We start from the raw sequence: 15,566 nt of genomic DNA, 5'->3' as shown, positions 1-15,566 counted from the left end.
GACATGTTAATCGACCTTCAGCCCAAGAGGCTAGCGGAGGCATAAGGTACCCGAGGGCCTTATGCGCAGTTGATCATTGAGTCTTTCTGGATATCGCATGACAAATGGTGTTCGCTTCACCGACCGCAGGGACGCACTCGACGCATTCGACCGGTTATTCAACGGCGACGTCCCGGAACGCGTACTGGTCTACTGGGGCGTCTCGGGCCAGGGGAAGACCACTTTGCTCCGCCACCTGAGAGACGTCACGGCACCCTCCCATCGCCCGGTCATCGTCGATCTCGACGAGATCCGCCTCATGGGATCCACCGAGGGCGCCGCCCATGCCGCGGTCGAGTTCGTCCTCCAGCAGATCGCCGAAGCGGTGATCTCCTGGTACGCGCCCATCAGGCGCAACCACGCCAGACGACGCTTCGCACGTGCTCTGACCAGGTCCCGCAAGGGGCTGGTACGCGCCTCCACCCCGGTCGACGCCCACCTCCAGGCCCGCGAACGCAGCGTGATCATCGGGTCGAGCATCACCATCGACACCCGGCCGCCCACGTCCGGACTCCACGAGGCCGCCTACCGGGACGCCATGGTGGAGGCCCTCTGCCGGCTCGCCCGGGGCCTGTCCGGCAGACGCCGGGCCCTGCTGATCGACAGCAGCGAGAACCTGGCTTTGCTGGACGAACGCCAGGAGGCCGATGGAAAGGGCTCGGGCGTCGAATCGTGGTTCACCACGAAAGTCCTGCCCCGCCTTCTCTCGGCGGGGACGAATCTCCGCGTCGTACTCGCCGGGCGGGAACAGCTCCCCCTGCCGGAGCGAATCGACCATTTCTCCGTGGAATTGACCGAATGGGACTCCGAGGACACCGGCGACTATCTACGAGCCCACGGGCTGACCGATCCGAGCATGGCGAAAAGAGTGCACTCGCTCTGTGGAGGAGTGCCCGTCTGGACGGCGATGATCGCCGAATGGTTCGCCGCTGACCCGGAGCACCATGAGGTGTCCCGGCTCGCCGAGACCGTGGACAATCTCGCCGCCGATCAGTGGATCATCCGGCAGTTCGTGACCCGCCTCCCCGACCGGCAGCAGGAGGTGCTCCGCGCGGCGGCGGTACTGCGGACCGTGTCGTTCGAATCGGTGGGCTTCCTGCTCGGCGACACCGGCAAGGATGGCGAATGGTACGAGCGTTTCTGCCGCTATTCGTTCGTACGCGTCGTCGACACGGGAGGCAGGCTTCCGGCCCGGCGCATTCACGACCTCGTCAGACGGGCACTGCTGGCCTATCTCGAACGAGAGCGGCCGAGCCTCCTGGAGGAACTACACCGGCGCGCGGCCGCCTATCACGCGAAGCGCGAGGACTTCCTGGAGGAGGCCTATCACCGGTTCGCCTCGGGCGACGACTCCCCGGTCGACCGCTGGCATGAACTGCTCTCCGAGGCTTCCCGGTCGATGAACCTCGACCTCATGCGGCAGTACGCCGAGATCATCACCAGCCCGGAACAGATCGGACGGGTAGCCGGACGGTTCCCCAGAGTGACCGCCCGAGCCGCGATCGTCGCCGGAAGCATCGCCTCCCACTCGGGCCGCCTCGCTGAGGCGGAACCGCTGCTGGTCCAGGCCCGCAATTGGTATGCGGCGGCAGAAGATCATTCGGGGGAAGGTGCCGCTCTGCTGCAATTGGGTCACGTCGCCGTGCTCAACAAGGAATACAAAGAGGCCAGGACCCAACTCGACAGAGCACTCAAAATCTGGCGGCGAACAGGCTCGCGGGAGAACCAGGCCCACACACTAAGAATCCTCGCCGAAGCCGAGATAGCGGGAGGGCTGCGGCGCGACGGAATACGGAAACTCGAACTCGCCAGGAAGATCTACCGAGAACTACAGAAACCGGAACTGGAGTTCGCGACGACGACCGAAGTCGCTGAGTTCTACGCCGGAAACGGTGACTGGAAGGAGTGCAACCAGACCTTCACCGAGGCGATCGAGCTGGCGAAACGGACGGAGGATCTTTCCGCCGAAGCCCACCTCCTCAAGAAGTGGGGCACTCTGGCCGGAGAGAACGGACGCACCGGAGAGGCTCATGCGCATCACCTGAAAGCGCGGAAGATGCTGCACACCCTCTCCGATCCGTGTGAACTCAAAGTGGTGGTCGGCCTGGCCAACCATGCCTGCGCGAACGAACTGTGGGAGCAGGCGGCCGAATACGGCGCCTCCGCGCTCAAACTGAGCCGCAAGCACGGCGACCGGGGGATGGAAGCGAGCGCCCTCAACGTTCTCGGCCGAGTGGCGAGTGAGCGCGGAGACTCCGAGCAGGCAGGTTCGCACTTCTCGGCAGCGGAAAGCCTCTGCCGGGAGCTCGGTGATCACGCGGTCCTGGCGGGCGTGCTGATCAATCGCGGCAAGCTCGCCGAACACCGGAAGGAACAGCGCGATGCGTCCCGCTCTTATCGGGAGGCCCTGGCGATCGCCGAAGGCGCCGACCTGCCGGTCAGACAGGCGGAGGCGCATCTCGGCATCGGCACGGTCCTGAGCCGGCACCGCCCTCACGAAGCCCGCGAATCGCTCTCCCACGCGCTCGCCATCTACCGGAAACAGGGAAACCACCACGGCCAGGCCAACACCTTGAACGCACTGGGCGCCCTGGAGAGGGCCGAGAACCGACTCCAGCAGGCCGTCACCACCTATCGCGACGCACTGGAGTTGTACGAGAGTGCGGGCTCTCCGATACGCCGGGGTTCCATCCTCCTGACCGTCGCCGCGATTCTGGAGGATCTCGAAGACTACGACGGATCCGGCCACGCTAGCGAAGAGGCTTTGGAGGTGTTCGGCCAGGATGGACATGCCGCCGAGCGCGGTTACGCTTTTCGCAATCTTGCCCGAACGGCGCTCCAAAGGAACGACAGAGCTAAGGCCGTTGAGCATTTCAACAATTCACTGCCTTTGATTCACGAGGCGCGCGACGCCGTAAGCGCGTTTACCACCATCGTGATCCTCGAAATCCTTAACCCCAACCCCAAGCGAGAGTACCAACGGCTACGTGAGCACATCTTGGCTGACCACAAAACACCTTTATTGCCATTTGAATTTCTTTTGCGTATGGCGAAAAAATTGGCGAGAATAGATTCGGAGGAAGATATGCCGTTCGTCGGTTTGATAGTCTTCCGCATGTTGGCGAGAGAGCCGTTTATCCGCCGCGTTCGCCGACTGCTGGCGCTTACGCGAGACGCCGCATTTCCCTCCCGTCAGGGCGCGATCTACAGTGGGCCGCATGGGCATGGTGAAGACGGTCGGGCTCGTGCTGCATCCCCGCCGTGACTCCAAAGAGGCCATTGACACGATCATCGAGTGGGCCCGTGCGCGCGGGGTTACGGTCCTTGGGCTGCCCGAAGAGGTCGGGCGGATCGACTGCACCGCTCAGGCCGTCGGGCCCGCCGAACTCGCCGCGCGATCCGATCTCATGGTCAGCCTCGGCGGTGACGGGACCATGCTGCGGGCCATGCGGCTGATCGCCGGGCGGCCCACGCCCGTGCTCGGGGTCAACCTCGGCAAGCTCGGGTTTCTGGCCGAGATCGACGTCGAGGAGCTGCCCCCCGCGTTGTCGACCATCGACGCCCACGCCCATCAGGTCGAGGCGCGCATGGCCGTCAAGACACGGCTTCCGGCCGACGGCGAGGTACTGGCGTTCAACGACATCGCCCTGGTCAGGCACCCCGGCGACGGGATGGCGGCCGTCGCCGTGTCGGTGGCGGGGCATCCGTTCGTGCGGCTGGCGGCCGATGCGGTGATCGTGGCGACCTCGACCGGGTCGACGGCCTACAGTTTCTCGGCCGGGGGGCCGATCGTGTCGCCCAACGTCGAAGGGTTCCTTGTCGTTCCGGCGGCGGCGCACTCCACGTTCAACCGGGCGCTCGTGCTGTCGGCGGACGAAGAGGTCACGCTTGAAGTCCTCCCGACCAGCGGGCACATCGCGGTCGAAGTCGACGGGACGATCTTCGGGCATCTGTCCCCCGGGCATCAGATCACCGTCACCGCCGTGCGGGCGGCGGCGCGGGTGGTGCGGCTGGGGGCGACGACCTTCTACGAGCGGGCCCGGCGGAAGCTGCGGGTCAACGGGAGTGCCGAGGTCGACTAGAGCACGTCGTCGAGGCGGGAGCGCAGGTAGGCGCGTTCGGGTTCGCTGGCCGCCAGCTCCAAAGCCTCCCGGTACGCCTCCGCCGCCTCCCCCGACCGGCCCAGGCGCCGCAGCAACTCGGCCCGCGCGGCCGGGTAGACGTGCAGGCCACGCAGTCGCGGCTCCCCCGCCAGGGCGTCGAGCAGGGCCAGGCCCGCTTCCGGGCCGTCGCGCATCGCCACGGCGACCGCGCGGTTGAGGTCGACCACCGGCGACGGGGTCAGGGTCCGCAGGACGTCGTACAGGCCGACGATCTGGGGCCAGTCGGTCGGGTCTTCGTCGTGGAGTGCGGCGATGGCGGCCTGCACGCCGTAGGGGCCCGGGGGGCCGCCGGTCAGGGCGGTCACGACCAACGGCTCGCCTTCGTCGATCATGGCGCGGTCCCACAGGGAGCGGTCCTGGTCTTCCAGGAGGACCAGCTCCCCCTGCGGGCCGGTGCGGGCGGCGCGGCGGGCGTGGGTGAGAAGCAGCAGCGCCAGCAGGCCGGTCACCTCGCGTTCCCCGGGCAGCAGGCGGTGCAGGATGCGGGCCAGGCGCAGCGCCTCTTCGGCCAGGTCGTGGCGGACCAAAGACGGGCCGGCGCTGGCGGCGTAGCCCTCGGTGAAGATCGAGTAGATCGCCTGGAGCACGCCCGGAAGGCGTGACGGGAGTTCGTGGGGTTCGGGCACGCGGAAGGGGATCCGTGCGCCGCTGATCTTCTTCTTGGCTCTGACCAGGCGTTTGGCCATGGTCTCGACCGGGACCAGGTAGGCCCGCGCCACCTCGACCGTCGTCAGTCCGGCCAGGTAGCGCAGGGTCAGCGCGCCCCGGTCGACCTCGGGGAGGGCGGGGTGGGCGCAGGTGAAGAACAGGCGGAGCCGTTCGTCGGGCAGGGCGCCCTCGTAGACGGCGGGGCCCGAGCGGTCGGCGTCGACCTGGAGCAGGGCCAGCCGGGCGGCGTAGGTCTTGTCGCGGCGCAGGCGGTCGACCGCGCGGCGGCGGGCGGTGGTCATCAGCCAGGCTCCGGGGCTGGCCGGGACGCCGTCGACGGGCCAGTGGAGGAGGGCGGCCTCGATGGCCTCGGAGGTCACCTCTTCGGCCAGGTCGAGGTCGCCGAACCGCCGGACGAGCGCGGCCAGCAGGCGGCCGCGCTCCTCACGGAAGATCGCCTCGACCGACGCGTTGATGTCGCCGGTCACGGCGGTCACATGAAATCGGCGATGGGCCTGACCACCAGCTTGCCGCCGTACCAGGCGCCGGGACAGCGGGCGGCCCAGTCGGTGGCGGCGTCGAGGTCGGGGACGTCGACGATGTAGTAGCCGCCCAGCACCTCACGCGCCTCGGTGTAGGGGCCGTCGGTGACGACCCGCTCGCCGCCGTCGGCGACCCGGACCGTGGTGGCCAGGTTCGGGGCCAGCGGGGCACCGGCCACGTAGATGCCGGCGTCGTGGAGGGACTTGTCGTAGTCCATCCACTCCTGGGGGGTGCACTCGTCGCTCGCGCCGTGGATGAGCAGCAGGTACTTCATCAGAACTGCTCGCATTCCCGCAGCACGATCGCGCCGCCCTCCCAGGAGCCGGGGCAGCGGGCGGCCCAGTCGAGGGCGGTCTCCTTGTCGGGGACGTCGAGGAGGTAGTAGCCGCCGAGCACCTCACGCGTCTCGGCGAACGGCCCGTCGGTGACGACCCTCTCGCCGCCGTCGGTGACCTTGAGCGTGGTGGCCTGAGCGATGTCGGTCAGCGACTCGCCGGAGACGTAGTGGCCGCTCTCCTTGACCGCCTTGTCGTAGTCCATCCAGGCCTGGAAGTCGCCCGCCGCGCCGCCGCTGTAGATCAAGAGCATGTACTTCATGAGCTCGCGCCCCTCTGTTTTCGTGGTCTGACGGGATGTCGACGAACGGCACCCGGCCGGATGGACACCCGCCACCAGAAAATTTTTTCTCCCTCTCGGCACGCTACTACCGGGCGGTTAACGTCTCCCCATGCTGACCGTGCACAACGCCGCACTTCGCGGCCGCTCCGGGCGGTGGTCGCTGACCATCGAGCGGGGCCGCTTCACCTCGATCAACCCCGATTCCGGTACGACCCCCGCCACCCCCGCCCTCGACGCCGGGGGCAACCTGGTCACCGAGCCGTTCGTCGACGCCCACCTCCATCTCTGCAAGGTCCACACGCTCGACCTCGCGGGTGAGGGGCCGCTCAATTCGTACACGGCGGGAACCATGGGCGCGGCGATGGACGCCATCGACGGCGCCGCGGCCGTGAAGACCCACCAGACCGAGGAGGCCGTCACCGAGCGCGCCCGCTCGGCCCTGGTCGAGTCGGTCCGGCACGGGGTGCGCGCAGTGCAGGCGTTCGCCGACGTCGACCCGGTGGCCGGGCTGACCGGGGTGAAGGCCCTGCTCACGCTGAAGTCGGAGTTCGCCCACCTGGTCGACGTGCGCGTCGTCGCCTTCCCTCAGGACGGGCTGCTCAAGGCCCCCGGTACCGAGGCGCTCATCGAGGAGGCGGTCGAACTGGGCGCCGACGTGGTCGGCGGGATCCCGTGGATCGAGTTCACCGACGCCGACGCCACGGAGCACGTCCGGCGGATGGTCGCGCTGGCGAAACGTACGGGCAAGCGGATCGCGATGCTCGTGGACGACGCCGGCGACCCCGGCCTGCGCACCACGGAGGCCCTCGCCACCGAGCTCATCGCCCAGGGCATGACCGGCCGCGCCAGCGCCCAGCACGCCCGCGCGATGGCCCTCTACCCCGAGCCCTATCTGCGCAGACTGTCCGGGCTCATCAAGAGGGCGGGCCTCAGCCTGGTCAGCGACCCGCACACCGGCCCCCTGCACCTCCCCGTCCTCCCGCTCACCGACGACGGGATCCCAGTCGCGCTCGGCCAGGACGACATCGAGGACGCCTACTACCCGTTCGGCCGCCACAACCTGCTCGAAGTCGCCTTCCTCGCCGCCCACCTCCTCGGCCCGAGCCGTCTCGACGACCTGTACGACATGATCACTACCACCGCCGCGAAGGTCATCGGCCGCGAGTCCGAAGGTCTGCGAGTGGGCGCCGTGGCCGACCTCGTCGTCCTCGACGGCCCCACGATCCGGGAGGCGCTGACCCGCCACAGCCCGCCCAGGCACGTCGTCGTGGGCGGCGAGGTGATCGCCTCGACGAAGTCCGAGACCCTCTTTCCGGGGTTCACCGGAAAATCGGCGTAAGCCCCTTTATGGTGAGGTCTCGGTGCGGAGCGACTCGTGTACGGAAAGTCACCGCAAGAGATCTTGGAGGCCCCGTGCAGGCGGACGACCTGGCCGGGCTGGCGACCGATGAGCGGTTCCGCCTGCTGAAATCGCGGTTCCGGCGGCTCGCGCTGACCATCGTTGGAGCGTTCCTCGGCTGGTACTTCCTCTACATCGCCCTGTCGGCCTTCGCCCGTGACTTCATGGCCCTGCCCGCGATCGGGAACGTCAACGTCGCGCTCCTGCTCGGGGTGCTGCAGTTCGTCTCGACGTTCGTGCTGGCCTGGCGCTATTCGCGGTACGCCCGCCGGATGCTCGACCCGTTGTCGGCCGAGCTCCGCGACGAGGCCGGCCAGCGCCAGGCCGAACGCGAGCGGGAACGCCGCATCCTGGCCGAGCGCCACCGCATCGAGAACTGGACGCGCCGATGACCATCGGGCTGTTCGCCGCCTTCATCGTGATCACCCTCGGGGTGACGATCTGGGCCCGCGTCAACACCAAGGGCACCGACGACTTCTACGCCGGGGGCCGGGGCTTCTCGGGGATCCAGAACGGCCTCGCGCTCGCCGGTGACTACATGTCGGCGGCGTCGTTCCTCGGCATCGCCGGGATCATCGCGCTGTCGGGCTACGACGGGTTCCTCTACTCGATCGGCTTCCTGGTCGCCTGGCTGCTCACGCTGCTGCTGGTCGAGCTGATGCGCAACGCGGGCCGGTTCACCATGGCCGACGTGCTGTCCTACCGGGCCGGGAAGCGTCCGAGGGTGCGCACCGCCGCCGCCGTCTCGACGGTGACCGTGTCGGTGTTCTACCTGGTCGCGCAGATGGTCGGGGCGGGCGCGCTGGTCGGGCTGCTGCTCGGCATCCATCCGGGCGAGAGCTTCATGGGCATCTCGCCGGAGGCCGCCAAGGTCATCACGATCCTGGCCGTCGGCATGATGATGATCTTCTACGTCAGCTACGGCGGTATGAAGGGCACCACCTGGGTGCAGATCATCAAGGCCGTGCTGCTGATGGCGGGCACGACCGTGCTGACCGTGCTCGTGCTCGGCCGGTTCGGCTTCAACCTGAGCGACATGCTGGGCGCCGCCGACGCCCGCAGCGGCCGGCCGGGCGCCTTCCTCAACCCCGGCCAGCGCTACGCGAAGGACGCCGACGGCATCGTCGGCAAACTCGACTTCGCCAGCCTCGCCCTCGCACTCGTGCTCGGCACCGCCGGGCTGCCGCACATCGTCGGCCGCTTCTTCACCGTGCCCGACGCCCGCGCCGCCCGCACGTCGGTGAACTGGGCGATCGGCCTGGTCGGCGCCTTCTACCTGATGACCCTCGCGCTCGGATTCGGGGCGACCGCGCTGGTCGGACAGGCGGCCATCACCGCACAGGACCCTTCGGGCAACACCGCCGCGCTGCAACTCGCCCAGGCCGTCGGCGAGTCGGTCGGCGGCAGGGTCGGCGGGGAGATCCTGCTCGCGTTCATCGGCGCGGTGGCGTTCGCGACGATCCTGGCGGTGGTGTCGGGGCTGGTGCTGGCGTCGTCGACGTCGCTGGCGCACGACTTCTTCGGGCACGTGCTGATGTTCGGCAAGCCGAAGGAGTCGCAGGAGGTCGCGGTGGCCCGGTTCTCGGCCTTCGTCATCGGTGTCTTCGCGGTGTTCCTCGCGGTGCTGGTACGCGATATGAACGTGGCGTTCCTGGTGGCGCTGGCCTTCGCGATGGCGGCCTCCGCGAACCTCCCGGCGATCGTGCTGTCGCTGTTCTGGCGCCGGTTCAACTCGACCGGCGTGGTGTGCGGCATCTACGGCGGACTGCTGGGCTCGATCGCGCTGGTGGCGCTGTCGCCGGTGCTGTCGGGCGGGCCCCGTTCCCTGCTGCCGCCGCCGATCGACTTCCACGTGTTCCCGCTGGAGAACCCGGGCCTGGTGTCGATCCCGTTCGCGTTCCTGTGCGCGGTGCTCGGCACGCTGCTGAGCAGGGAGAAGGCCGATCCCGGACGGTATTCGGAACTCTCCATCCGCGCCCTCACCGGCGCGGGGGCGCACGGCCCCCGCTCGACGCCCTAGTTCCCGGGCAGCGCCTCTTCGAGCGCCATCCACGGGCCTTCGTCGGGGTGGTCGGGGGCGATTCCGGTGATGCGCTCGACCGCCGCGAGAGCCTGCTCCTGCCAGTCGTCGCCACCCAGGTCGGCGAGTTCGGCGTCGAGGAGGTGGGGCTGGGAGCCCGACCGGTTCTCGGGGAAGCCCGGGTCGAGGTGGACGAGGATCGAACCGTCGACGGCGTGCACCAGGTCGGAGTGGGCGTTGACGTTCCAGAAGAGGCTGGTCACCCGGGCGCCGGCGCTGAGCCGCCGCGCCACCTCGGGCCGGATGCCCTGGTAGCCGTTGTCCTCGTAGATGACCCAGGCATCGCCCTCTTGGCTGAACTGGAAGAAGGCCTCGTAGTCGGCCGGGTCGGCGTCGTCGTCTTCTTCGTATTCGAGGTCTTCGGGGGTGCCGCCCAAGCGGACGGCGAGGTCTTCGAGGGTGATCGGGCCGGCGGTGGGCTGGACGATGGTCCAGCAGGCGGCTTCGGGAAGATCGGTGAGCATGATCCGGGAGTGTGCCCGACGCCACCGACATTTCCGTGAACTGTCGGTGGCGGTCGTTAGCGTGGCTTGATGTGTCAGTCGCCCAGGGCCTCCCAGACCTCCCACAGATGACCGCTCACCGGCTGGTAGTAGACCTTCACCTTGACCGGGCCTGTGCCCTTGATGGCCTTGCGGAACGAGGCCGCGTTGCAGGCCTTCGTGCCGATGCCCGCCTCTTCGTTGGGCACGTTCGCGGTCCAGCCGTCGGAGCAGCTCCGGGTCACCCGGTTGAAGCCGAGGGCGGTGTAGCGCAGCTTCACGGCCTTCTTGCCGGGGCGGTAGAACATCACGGTGCGGCTGTCGAGGCTCTTCATCGAGCCGTAGGCGGTGACCGGGTTGGTCGGGGTGGCCAGGAACTCGGCGACGGTGGTCAGCGACGGCGTGATGGTGATCTTCACGGGCGCCGGGCCGAGGCTGAGCACGAACTTCAGGTCGAGGGCGTCGCAGTCGGTGGTGCCCAGGCCCTTGCGGTCCTGCCTGATGCGGCCCTCGGTCTCCTTGAGGTCGCAGGCGGTGGTGATGCGGCGGTAGCGCACGCCGTCGGTGAAGATACGGCGCTCCTTGGCGCCCGATATCGCGGTCAGTTTGTAGCGGCGGATCCCGTTCTGGGTGACGAGCTTGGCCTTGGCCGGGGTGATGAGCAGATGGTTCGATCCGTCGGCCCAGGCGTAGCCGTAGATGGTCTGGGTCTTCGCGCTGGTGGCGGCGGCGGGTGTGGCGATCAGGGTGCTCGCGGCCAGGGCGGCGACGGCTGTGGCGATGAGCGGGCGGGTCATTCGGTTTTTCCCCCGGGGGTGGTCGGTCGTCCGTTTTGTCGTTCGGAGAGTGAGACTCGCCGAGGACGGTGCAAGTTCAAATGCATTTGTGCCTTGACGCAACTGGAATCGCCCATGGGGGCGGGATGTTCTAGCAATTCGTGGAGGTAGCGAGATGTTGACACTGATGGCCGTGCACGCCCACCCCGACGACGAGGTGATGACCACCGGCGGGGTGTTCGCCCACTATGCCGCCCAGGGGGTGCGGACCGTCCTGGTCACGTGCACGAACGGAGAGCAGGGTGATGGGCCCGGCGGGGTCAAACCGGGCCAGCCCGGTCACGACGAAGAGGCGGTGGCGAAACTGCGCCTCACCGAGTTGCGCGAGTCGGCGGCCCATCTGGGCATCTCCGACGTGGAGCCGCTCGGCTACCGCGACTCGGGCATGGACGGCTGGGACGGCAACAGCCACGAGCGCGCGTTCGCCAACGTCCCCGTCGACGAGGCGGCCGAACGGGTGGCCGAGCTGATGCGGAAGTATCGGCCGCAGGTCGTGGTGACCTACGACGAGAACGGCGGCTACGGCCACCCCGACCACATCCAGGCTCACCGGGTGGCGGCGCGGGCGGTCGAACTGAGCGGCGTACCGGCGAAGTTCTACTACGCCGCGACCACGCTCAGCTCGATGCAGGCCGCCTACGACGGCATGGTCGCGGCCGGAATGGACGTCAGCGAGTGGCAGGGCTTCGAAGAGTGGTGCACGCCCGACGACAAGGTGAACGCGGTCATCGACACCTCGGCCTACGTCGGGCACAAGGCCAAGGCGATCGGCGCGCACGCCAGCCAGGGTGACAGCGCGTTCTTCCTGGGCCTGCCGCCCGACACGCAGCACCTCATGTTCTCCGAAGAGGCGTTCACGCTGGTCAGCTCGTCGGTCCCGGCTCACGACGGGGTCGAAGACGACCTGTTCCACGGCCTCCGTTAGGCCTTGCGGCGGCCGCGCTCGGCGTCCACGTTGAGCGCGGCCCGCACCCCCGCCGGATCGGGCGCGACCCCGGTCCGGCGGATCGTCTCCGAGGTGATCTTCCCGGCCTGGAAGACCTTCGTGGCCTGCACGATCGTCTCCGAGCCGAAGAAGAACGCGACGGCGACCGTGGTCAGGGTGCGCAGCGTGTCCCAGAACTCCTTGCGGTCGTCGAGCGGGCCGATGACGAACGCGTAGGTGTTGAGCAGCAGCCACGACACGAACAGCGCGCCCGCCAGGGCGACCCGCACCTTCCGGACCGACGCGTAGAGGCCGAAGAACGCGACGATGCCGGTGAGCGTGACCGTGGCGCCGACGATCCACTGCTCGGTGAGCGTGGTCGGCACCGTCAGCAGGATCCACGACGTCGTCACCAGCGCCGCCAGCAGGAACCCGGTGAGCACCAGGCCCCTGACCGAGACCTCCTCCGCGTCCCGCGCATCGGTGAGGGAGAACATCGCGGGGCGCGGTGGGTGCACCGGCTCGGCCATATGGAACGCTCCTGGGCGCGTCGATGATCAGGACTGCCCAGTGTCCGGTGGGTGGATTAACTCCCGGTTACCACCTTGAATCGGTCCGGCAACTGATCAATGTGTGCCGCGCCGGTGACGTCGACCGATACGGACACCGGTGTCCCGGCGACCACGAACCCGTCAGCGCGCACCGCGCCGAGCGGCGCCCCGGCCATCGGCCGCACCTCGACGGTGCCGCCGGGGACGTCCGGATAGAGGCCGAGCGCGGCGTGGGTGATCACCACGGCGGCCGCCGCCGACCAGGCCTGCGGGCGGCACGACGCCGGGTAGGGCACCGGGCGGCCGACCGCGTCGCGGGCGTCGCCGGAGAACAGTTCGGGCAGCCGGTTCTCGAACGGACCGGCCGCCGCGAGCAGCCCCTCGGCCAGCACGGCGGCCTCGGCGCCGAAGCCGTCGCGGGCCAGGCCTGCGATGACGATCGCGGTGTCGTGGGGCCAGACCGAGCCGCAGTGGTAGGACAGCGGGCTGAAGCCCTGGTTGGCCGACGACATCGTGCGCAGGCCGAAGCCGGCCGACATCTCGGGTGAGGCCAGGAAGGTGGCTACCCGGGCCGACTCCTCGTGGTTGAGGATGCCGGTCCCGAGTAGGTGGCCGATGTTGCTGGTCAGCGCATCGACCGGCCGCTTGTCGCGATCGAGCGCGAGAGCGGGGTAGCCGCCCTCGACCCAGAAGCGCTCGCGGAATCGGGTGGCCATCGAGGCGGCGTACGCGCGCCAGGCGTCGGCGCCGGGACGGCCGAAGGCGTCCAGGAGCGCGGCGCCCTTGACGGCGGCCTCGTAGGCGTAGCCCTGGACCTCGGCCAGGGCGATGGGCGGGTTGGCCAGGCTGCCGTCGCGGAACCTGACCGAGTCGCCGGAGTCCTTCCAGCCCTGGTTGGCCAGGCCGCGACCGCTGGAGTCGATGTACTCGATGAAGCCGTCACCGTCGGGGTCGGCGTCGGTGGCGAGCCAGTTCAGGGCCGCCTCCAGGGCGGGCAGCAGGGCCTGGACGTCTCCGTCGGGCAGGCCCCAGCGCCAGGCGTCGTGCAGCAGGCTGATCCACAGTGGCGTGGCGTCGATCGTGCCGTAGTAGGCGGCCGGCAACCTCAGGCCTCCGTGTACGGGCACCACGAACTCACCCCTCCGGAGCTCGTGCATGATCTTGCCGGGGGCCTCCCCGGTCAGCGGGTCGTGCGCGACGCCCTGGCGCCGGGCCAGCACCCGGAGGGTGCCCCTCGCCAGGTCAGTGCCGAGCGGCAGCAGCATGCGGGCGGCCCACAGGCTGTCGCGGCCGAACACGGTCAGGAACCACGGCACCCCGGCGCCGAGGAAGGTGTCGGCGGGGTGGCCGGTCTCGGTGAGGCGCAGGCCCGCGAGGTCGTCGAGGCTCTGCTTCAGCAGGGCCGGGATGCGGCGGTCGGTCGCGGTGACGTCCACACCCGACCACTCGACCGCCCCCGACGGGGGCGCGACGACGGCGGCCGGGTCGGTCACCATCACGCGCCAGCACAACGACTTGGTCTCGCCGGGTTTGAGGGCGACCTCCCAGCGCAGTGCGTGGTCGTGCACCTCAGCGCCTTCGCCGGTCATCGCCACCGTGGCGGCGCCCGACACCCACGTGAGCGTGCCGTCGACCGGGGTCACCGGTTCGGCGGCGACGCCCGACTTCACCGTCTCGATGGCGGCGAAGTCGCAGTTCACCCGCATCGTGACGGTCATCGTCACGGGCATGGTGGCGGTCGAGGCGATGGTGATCTCCTCGGCCATGCCGTAGGCGCGGATCTCGCGCAGCCGGTCGACGCGGACCACCGGGTCGGGCTGGACGTCGCCCAGCCACCGCGCCAGCGAGGTGAACCGGCTGCGGCCGGGGCCCGCGGCGGCGTGCGCGATCGGCTCGGTCTCCCGGCCGTCGATGAGCAGGACCGCCTCCGAGACCACCCGCCGGTCGGCGTGGAACGCGCCCTGCACACCGGCCGCCCGTATCTGCCCGTCGGCCCCGCTGAGCGCGCTCGTGGGCGCCATCACGGTGCTGACCAGGTCGTGCAGGAGCGGCTGCAACCGGACGTCGGTGGCGGCGGGGGAGTCGGCAGGCACGCGGTGGTCCTTCACAAAGTTGTGTCTTGACAGATCAAGAGCAGTGGTCCAGATTGCGAAACAATTCCTTAACTTGAACGATCAAATCATGCATTACTTCGGTTTGATCGTTCAACCCCCCGAAAGGTGCACAGATGGCCGACAAGGTGACGATCGCCGACGTGGCGCGTGCCGCGGGAGTGTCTCGCCAGACGGTCTCCAACGCTCTGAACACCCCCGAGGTGGTCCGTGAGGAGACCCGCCTCCGGGTCCTCGGCGTGGTCGAGGAGCTCGGTTACCGGGTGAACCTGGCGGCCCGCCAGATGCGCACCGGCCGGTCGCGCCTGATCGCCGCCCGCATCGACCCCGAGCAGGACGGCATCAACGGCTCGGTCGGCGACCGCTTCCTGCACGGCCTCACCGAGACGGCCGCCGCCGAGGGCTACCGCGTGCTGCTCTACACCGCCCACGGCGACGACGGCGAGATCGCCGCCTTCGACGACCTGCTCGGCGCCCACGAGCCCGACGCCTTCGTGCTGATGGCCACCCACCACGGCGACCGGCGCACGAGCTGGCTGACCGGGCGCGGCGTGCCGTTCGTCACGTTCGGCCGCCCGTGGAGCGACCCGATGGGCGCGGGCCACCCGTGGGTCGACGTCGACGGCGCCGCCGGCACCGACGCCGCCACCCGCCACCTGCTCTCGCGCGGCCACCGCCGGATCGGTTTCCTCGGCTGGCCGAGCGGCTCCGGCGTCGGCGACGACCGGCGTGAAGGCTGGCGCCGCGCGCTGGCCGAGGTCGGGCTCGGCACCGCCGGTCTGTACACCGAGACCGAGGACGACGTCGCCCCCGGCGAACACGCCGCCCGCAGGCTCCTCGACGACGACCCCGAGATCACCGCTCTGGTCTGCGCGAGTGACTCGCTCGCGCTCGGCGCCCTGCACGTGGCGCGCGCCCCCGGCCCGGCCTGGCACGCGGGCGGGCATCCGCACCGTCCCGTCGCCGTCGTCGGGTTCGACGACACCCCGGTCGCCAAGGCGATCGGCCTCACGAGTGTCCGCCAGCCGATCGGCGAGGTGGCCTCGAGCTGCCTGCGGCAGCTGGCCCACCAGCTCGACGGAGGCGCGGGGGCGCCTCCGGAGTACCTCCTGCTTCCGCCCTCCCTGGTCGTCCGCGCGTCGGGCTGATCCAGTCACCACCTGAGAAAGAA

General features: G+C 69.3%; 14 protein-coding genes. 7 read left to right on the top strand and 7 right to left on the bottom strand.

The genetic code is table 11. The annotated features are described in order from the left end of the window. The first annotated feature begins 97 nt into the window (after nt 1-97). Both ACYQ78_RS18730 and ACYQ78_RS18725 read left to right on the top strand, forming a co-directional pair. On the top strand, nt 98-3,304 hold the full coding sequence (locus ACYQ78_RS18730; RefSeq protein ID WP_459802132.1) for a tetratricopeptide repeat protein: 3,207 nt from the start codon (nt 98-100) through the stop codon (nt 3,302-3,304). Beyond that, a complete protein-coding gene (locus tag ACYQ78_RS18725) occupies nt 3,258-4,121 on the top strand; it encodes an NAD(+)/NADH kinase (RefSeq protein WP_459802131.1) in 864 nt (287 codons plus the stop codon). The genes ACYQ78_RS18730 and ACYQ78_RS18725 overlap by 47 nt, the downstream gene beginning before the upstream one ends. Here the strand turns inward: ACYQ78_RS18725 and ACYQ78_RS18720 are convergent. The 3 genes from ACYQ78_RS18720 to ACYQ78_RS18710 are packed head-to-tail and all read right to left on the bottom strand — an operon-like array spanning nt 4,118 to nt 5,990. Continuing rightward, complete coding sequence (locus ACYQ78_RS18720) at nt 4,118-5,347, bottom strand: RNA polymerase sigma factor (RefSeq protein WP_459802130.1); 1,230 nt, start codon at nt 5,345-5,347, stop codon at nt 4,118-4,120. The two genes, ACYQ78_RS18725 and ACYQ78_RS18720, sit on opposite strands and share 4 nt — an antisense overlap. Then, nucleotides 5,344-5,667: a YciI family protein gene (locus ACYQ78_RS18715; protein WP_459802129.1), complete on the bottom strand. Its 324-nt coding sequence runs from the start codon at nt 5,665-5,667 to the stop codon at nt 5,344-5,346. Before ACYQ78_RS18715 ends, ACYQ78_RS18720 begins: the two co-directional genes overlap by 4 nt. Continuing rightward, on the bottom strand, nt 5,667-5,990 hold the full coding sequence (locus tag ACYQ78_RS18710) for a YciI family protein (RefSeq protein ID WP_459802128.1): 324 nt from the start codon (nt 5,988-5,990) through the stop codon (nt 5,667-5,669). The genes ACYQ78_RS18715 and ACYQ78_RS18710 overlap by 1 nt, the downstream gene beginning before the upstream one ends. 130 nt (nt 5,991-6,120) lie before the next feature. Between ACYQ78_RS18710 and ACYQ78_RS18705 the strand changes: the two genes are divergently transcribed. The 3 genes from ACYQ78_RS18705 (at nt 6,121) to ACYQ78_RS18695 (ending at nt 9,430) form a co-directional block, all read left to right on the top strand. Beyond that, nucleotides 6,121-7,350, top strand: coding sequence for an amidohydrolase family protein (locus tag ACYQ78_RS18705; protein ID WP_459802127.1), 1,230 nt, complete (start codon nt 6,121-6,123; stop codon nt 7,348-7,350). Between the two features lie 74 nt (nt 7,351-7,424). Next, nucleotides 7,425-7,802 (top strand): DUF485 domain-containing protein, encoded by a 378-nt coding sequence (locus ACYQ78_RS18700; RefSeq protein WP_459802126.1) that lies wholly within the window; start codon nt 7,425-7,427, stop codon nt 7,800-7,802. Further along, entirely contained in the window at nt 7,799-9,430 is a 1,632-nt protein-coding gene (locus ACYQ78_RS18695; RefSeq protein ID WP_459802125.1) for a solute symporter family protein, read from the top strand. The genes ACYQ78_RS18700 and ACYQ78_RS18695 overlap by 4 nt, the downstream gene beginning before the upstream one ends. Here ACYQ78_RS18695 and ACYQ78_RS18690 read toward each other — a convergent pair. Both ACYQ78_RS18690 and ACYQ78_RS18685 read right to left on the bottom strand, forming a co-directional pair. Next, nucleotides 9,427-9,954 carry a DUF6461 domain-containing protein gene (locus ACYQ78_RS18690; RefSeq protein ID WP_459802124.1) on the bottom strand — a complete coding sequence of 176 codons (528 nt, stop codon included), beginning with the start codon at nt 9,952-9,954 and terminating at the stop codon, nt 9,427-9,429. The genes ACYQ78_RS18695 and ACYQ78_RS18690 overlap by 4 nt on opposite strands. Nucleotides 9,955-10,028: 74 nt before the next feature. After that, complete coding sequence (locus ACYQ78_RS18685; protein WP_459802123.1) at nt 10,029-10,769, bottom strand: hypothetical protein; 741 nt, start codon at nt 10,767-10,769, stop codon at nt 10,029-10,031. Between the two features lie 154 nt (nt 10,770-10,923). Here ACYQ78_RS18685 and ACYQ78_RS18680 point away from each other — a divergent pair, with 154 nt between their 5' ends. Continuing rightward, complete coding sequence (locus ACYQ78_RS18680) at nt 10,924-11,733, top strand: PIG-L family deacetylase (protein WP_459802122.1); 810 nt, start codon at nt 10,924-10,926, stop codon at nt 11,731-11,733. On the opposite strand, the gene ACYQ78_RS18675 is transcribed toward ACYQ78_RS18680, so the two are convergent. Together ACYQ78_RS18675 and ACYQ78_RS18670 are read right to left on the bottom strand one after the other, a co-directional pair. Then, a complete protein-coding gene (locus tag ACYQ78_RS18675) occupies nt 11,730-12,263 on the bottom strand; it encodes a hypothetical protein (protein WP_459802121.1) in 534 nt (177 codons plus the stop codon). The genes ACYQ78_RS18680 and ACYQ78_RS18675 overlap by 4 nt on opposite strands. A gap of 56 nt (nt 12,264-12,319) precedes the next feature. Further along, nucleotides 12,320-14,377, bottom strand: a complete 2,058-nt coding sequence (locus ACYQ78_RS18670; protein WP_459802120.1) for an amylo-alpha-1,6-glucosidase — start codon at nt 14,375-14,377, stop codon at nt 12,320-12,322. A gap of 134 nt (nt 14,378-14,511) precedes the next feature. Here ACYQ78_RS18670 and ACYQ78_RS18665 point away from each other — a divergent pair, with 134 nt between their 5' ends. Then, complete coding sequence (locus ACYQ78_RS18665) at nt 14,512-15,543, top strand: LacI family DNA-binding transcriptional regulator (RefSeq protein WP_459802119.1); 1,032 nt, start codon at nt 14,512-14,514, stop codon at nt 15,541-15,543. Nucleotides 15,544-15,566: the final 23 nt, after the last annotated feature.

Source organism: Herbidospora sp. RD11066, assembly GCF_054661255.1.
The sequence above is the reverse complement of the archived record's forward strand: the minus strand, read 5'-3'. Positions and strand labels throughout refer to the sequence as shown.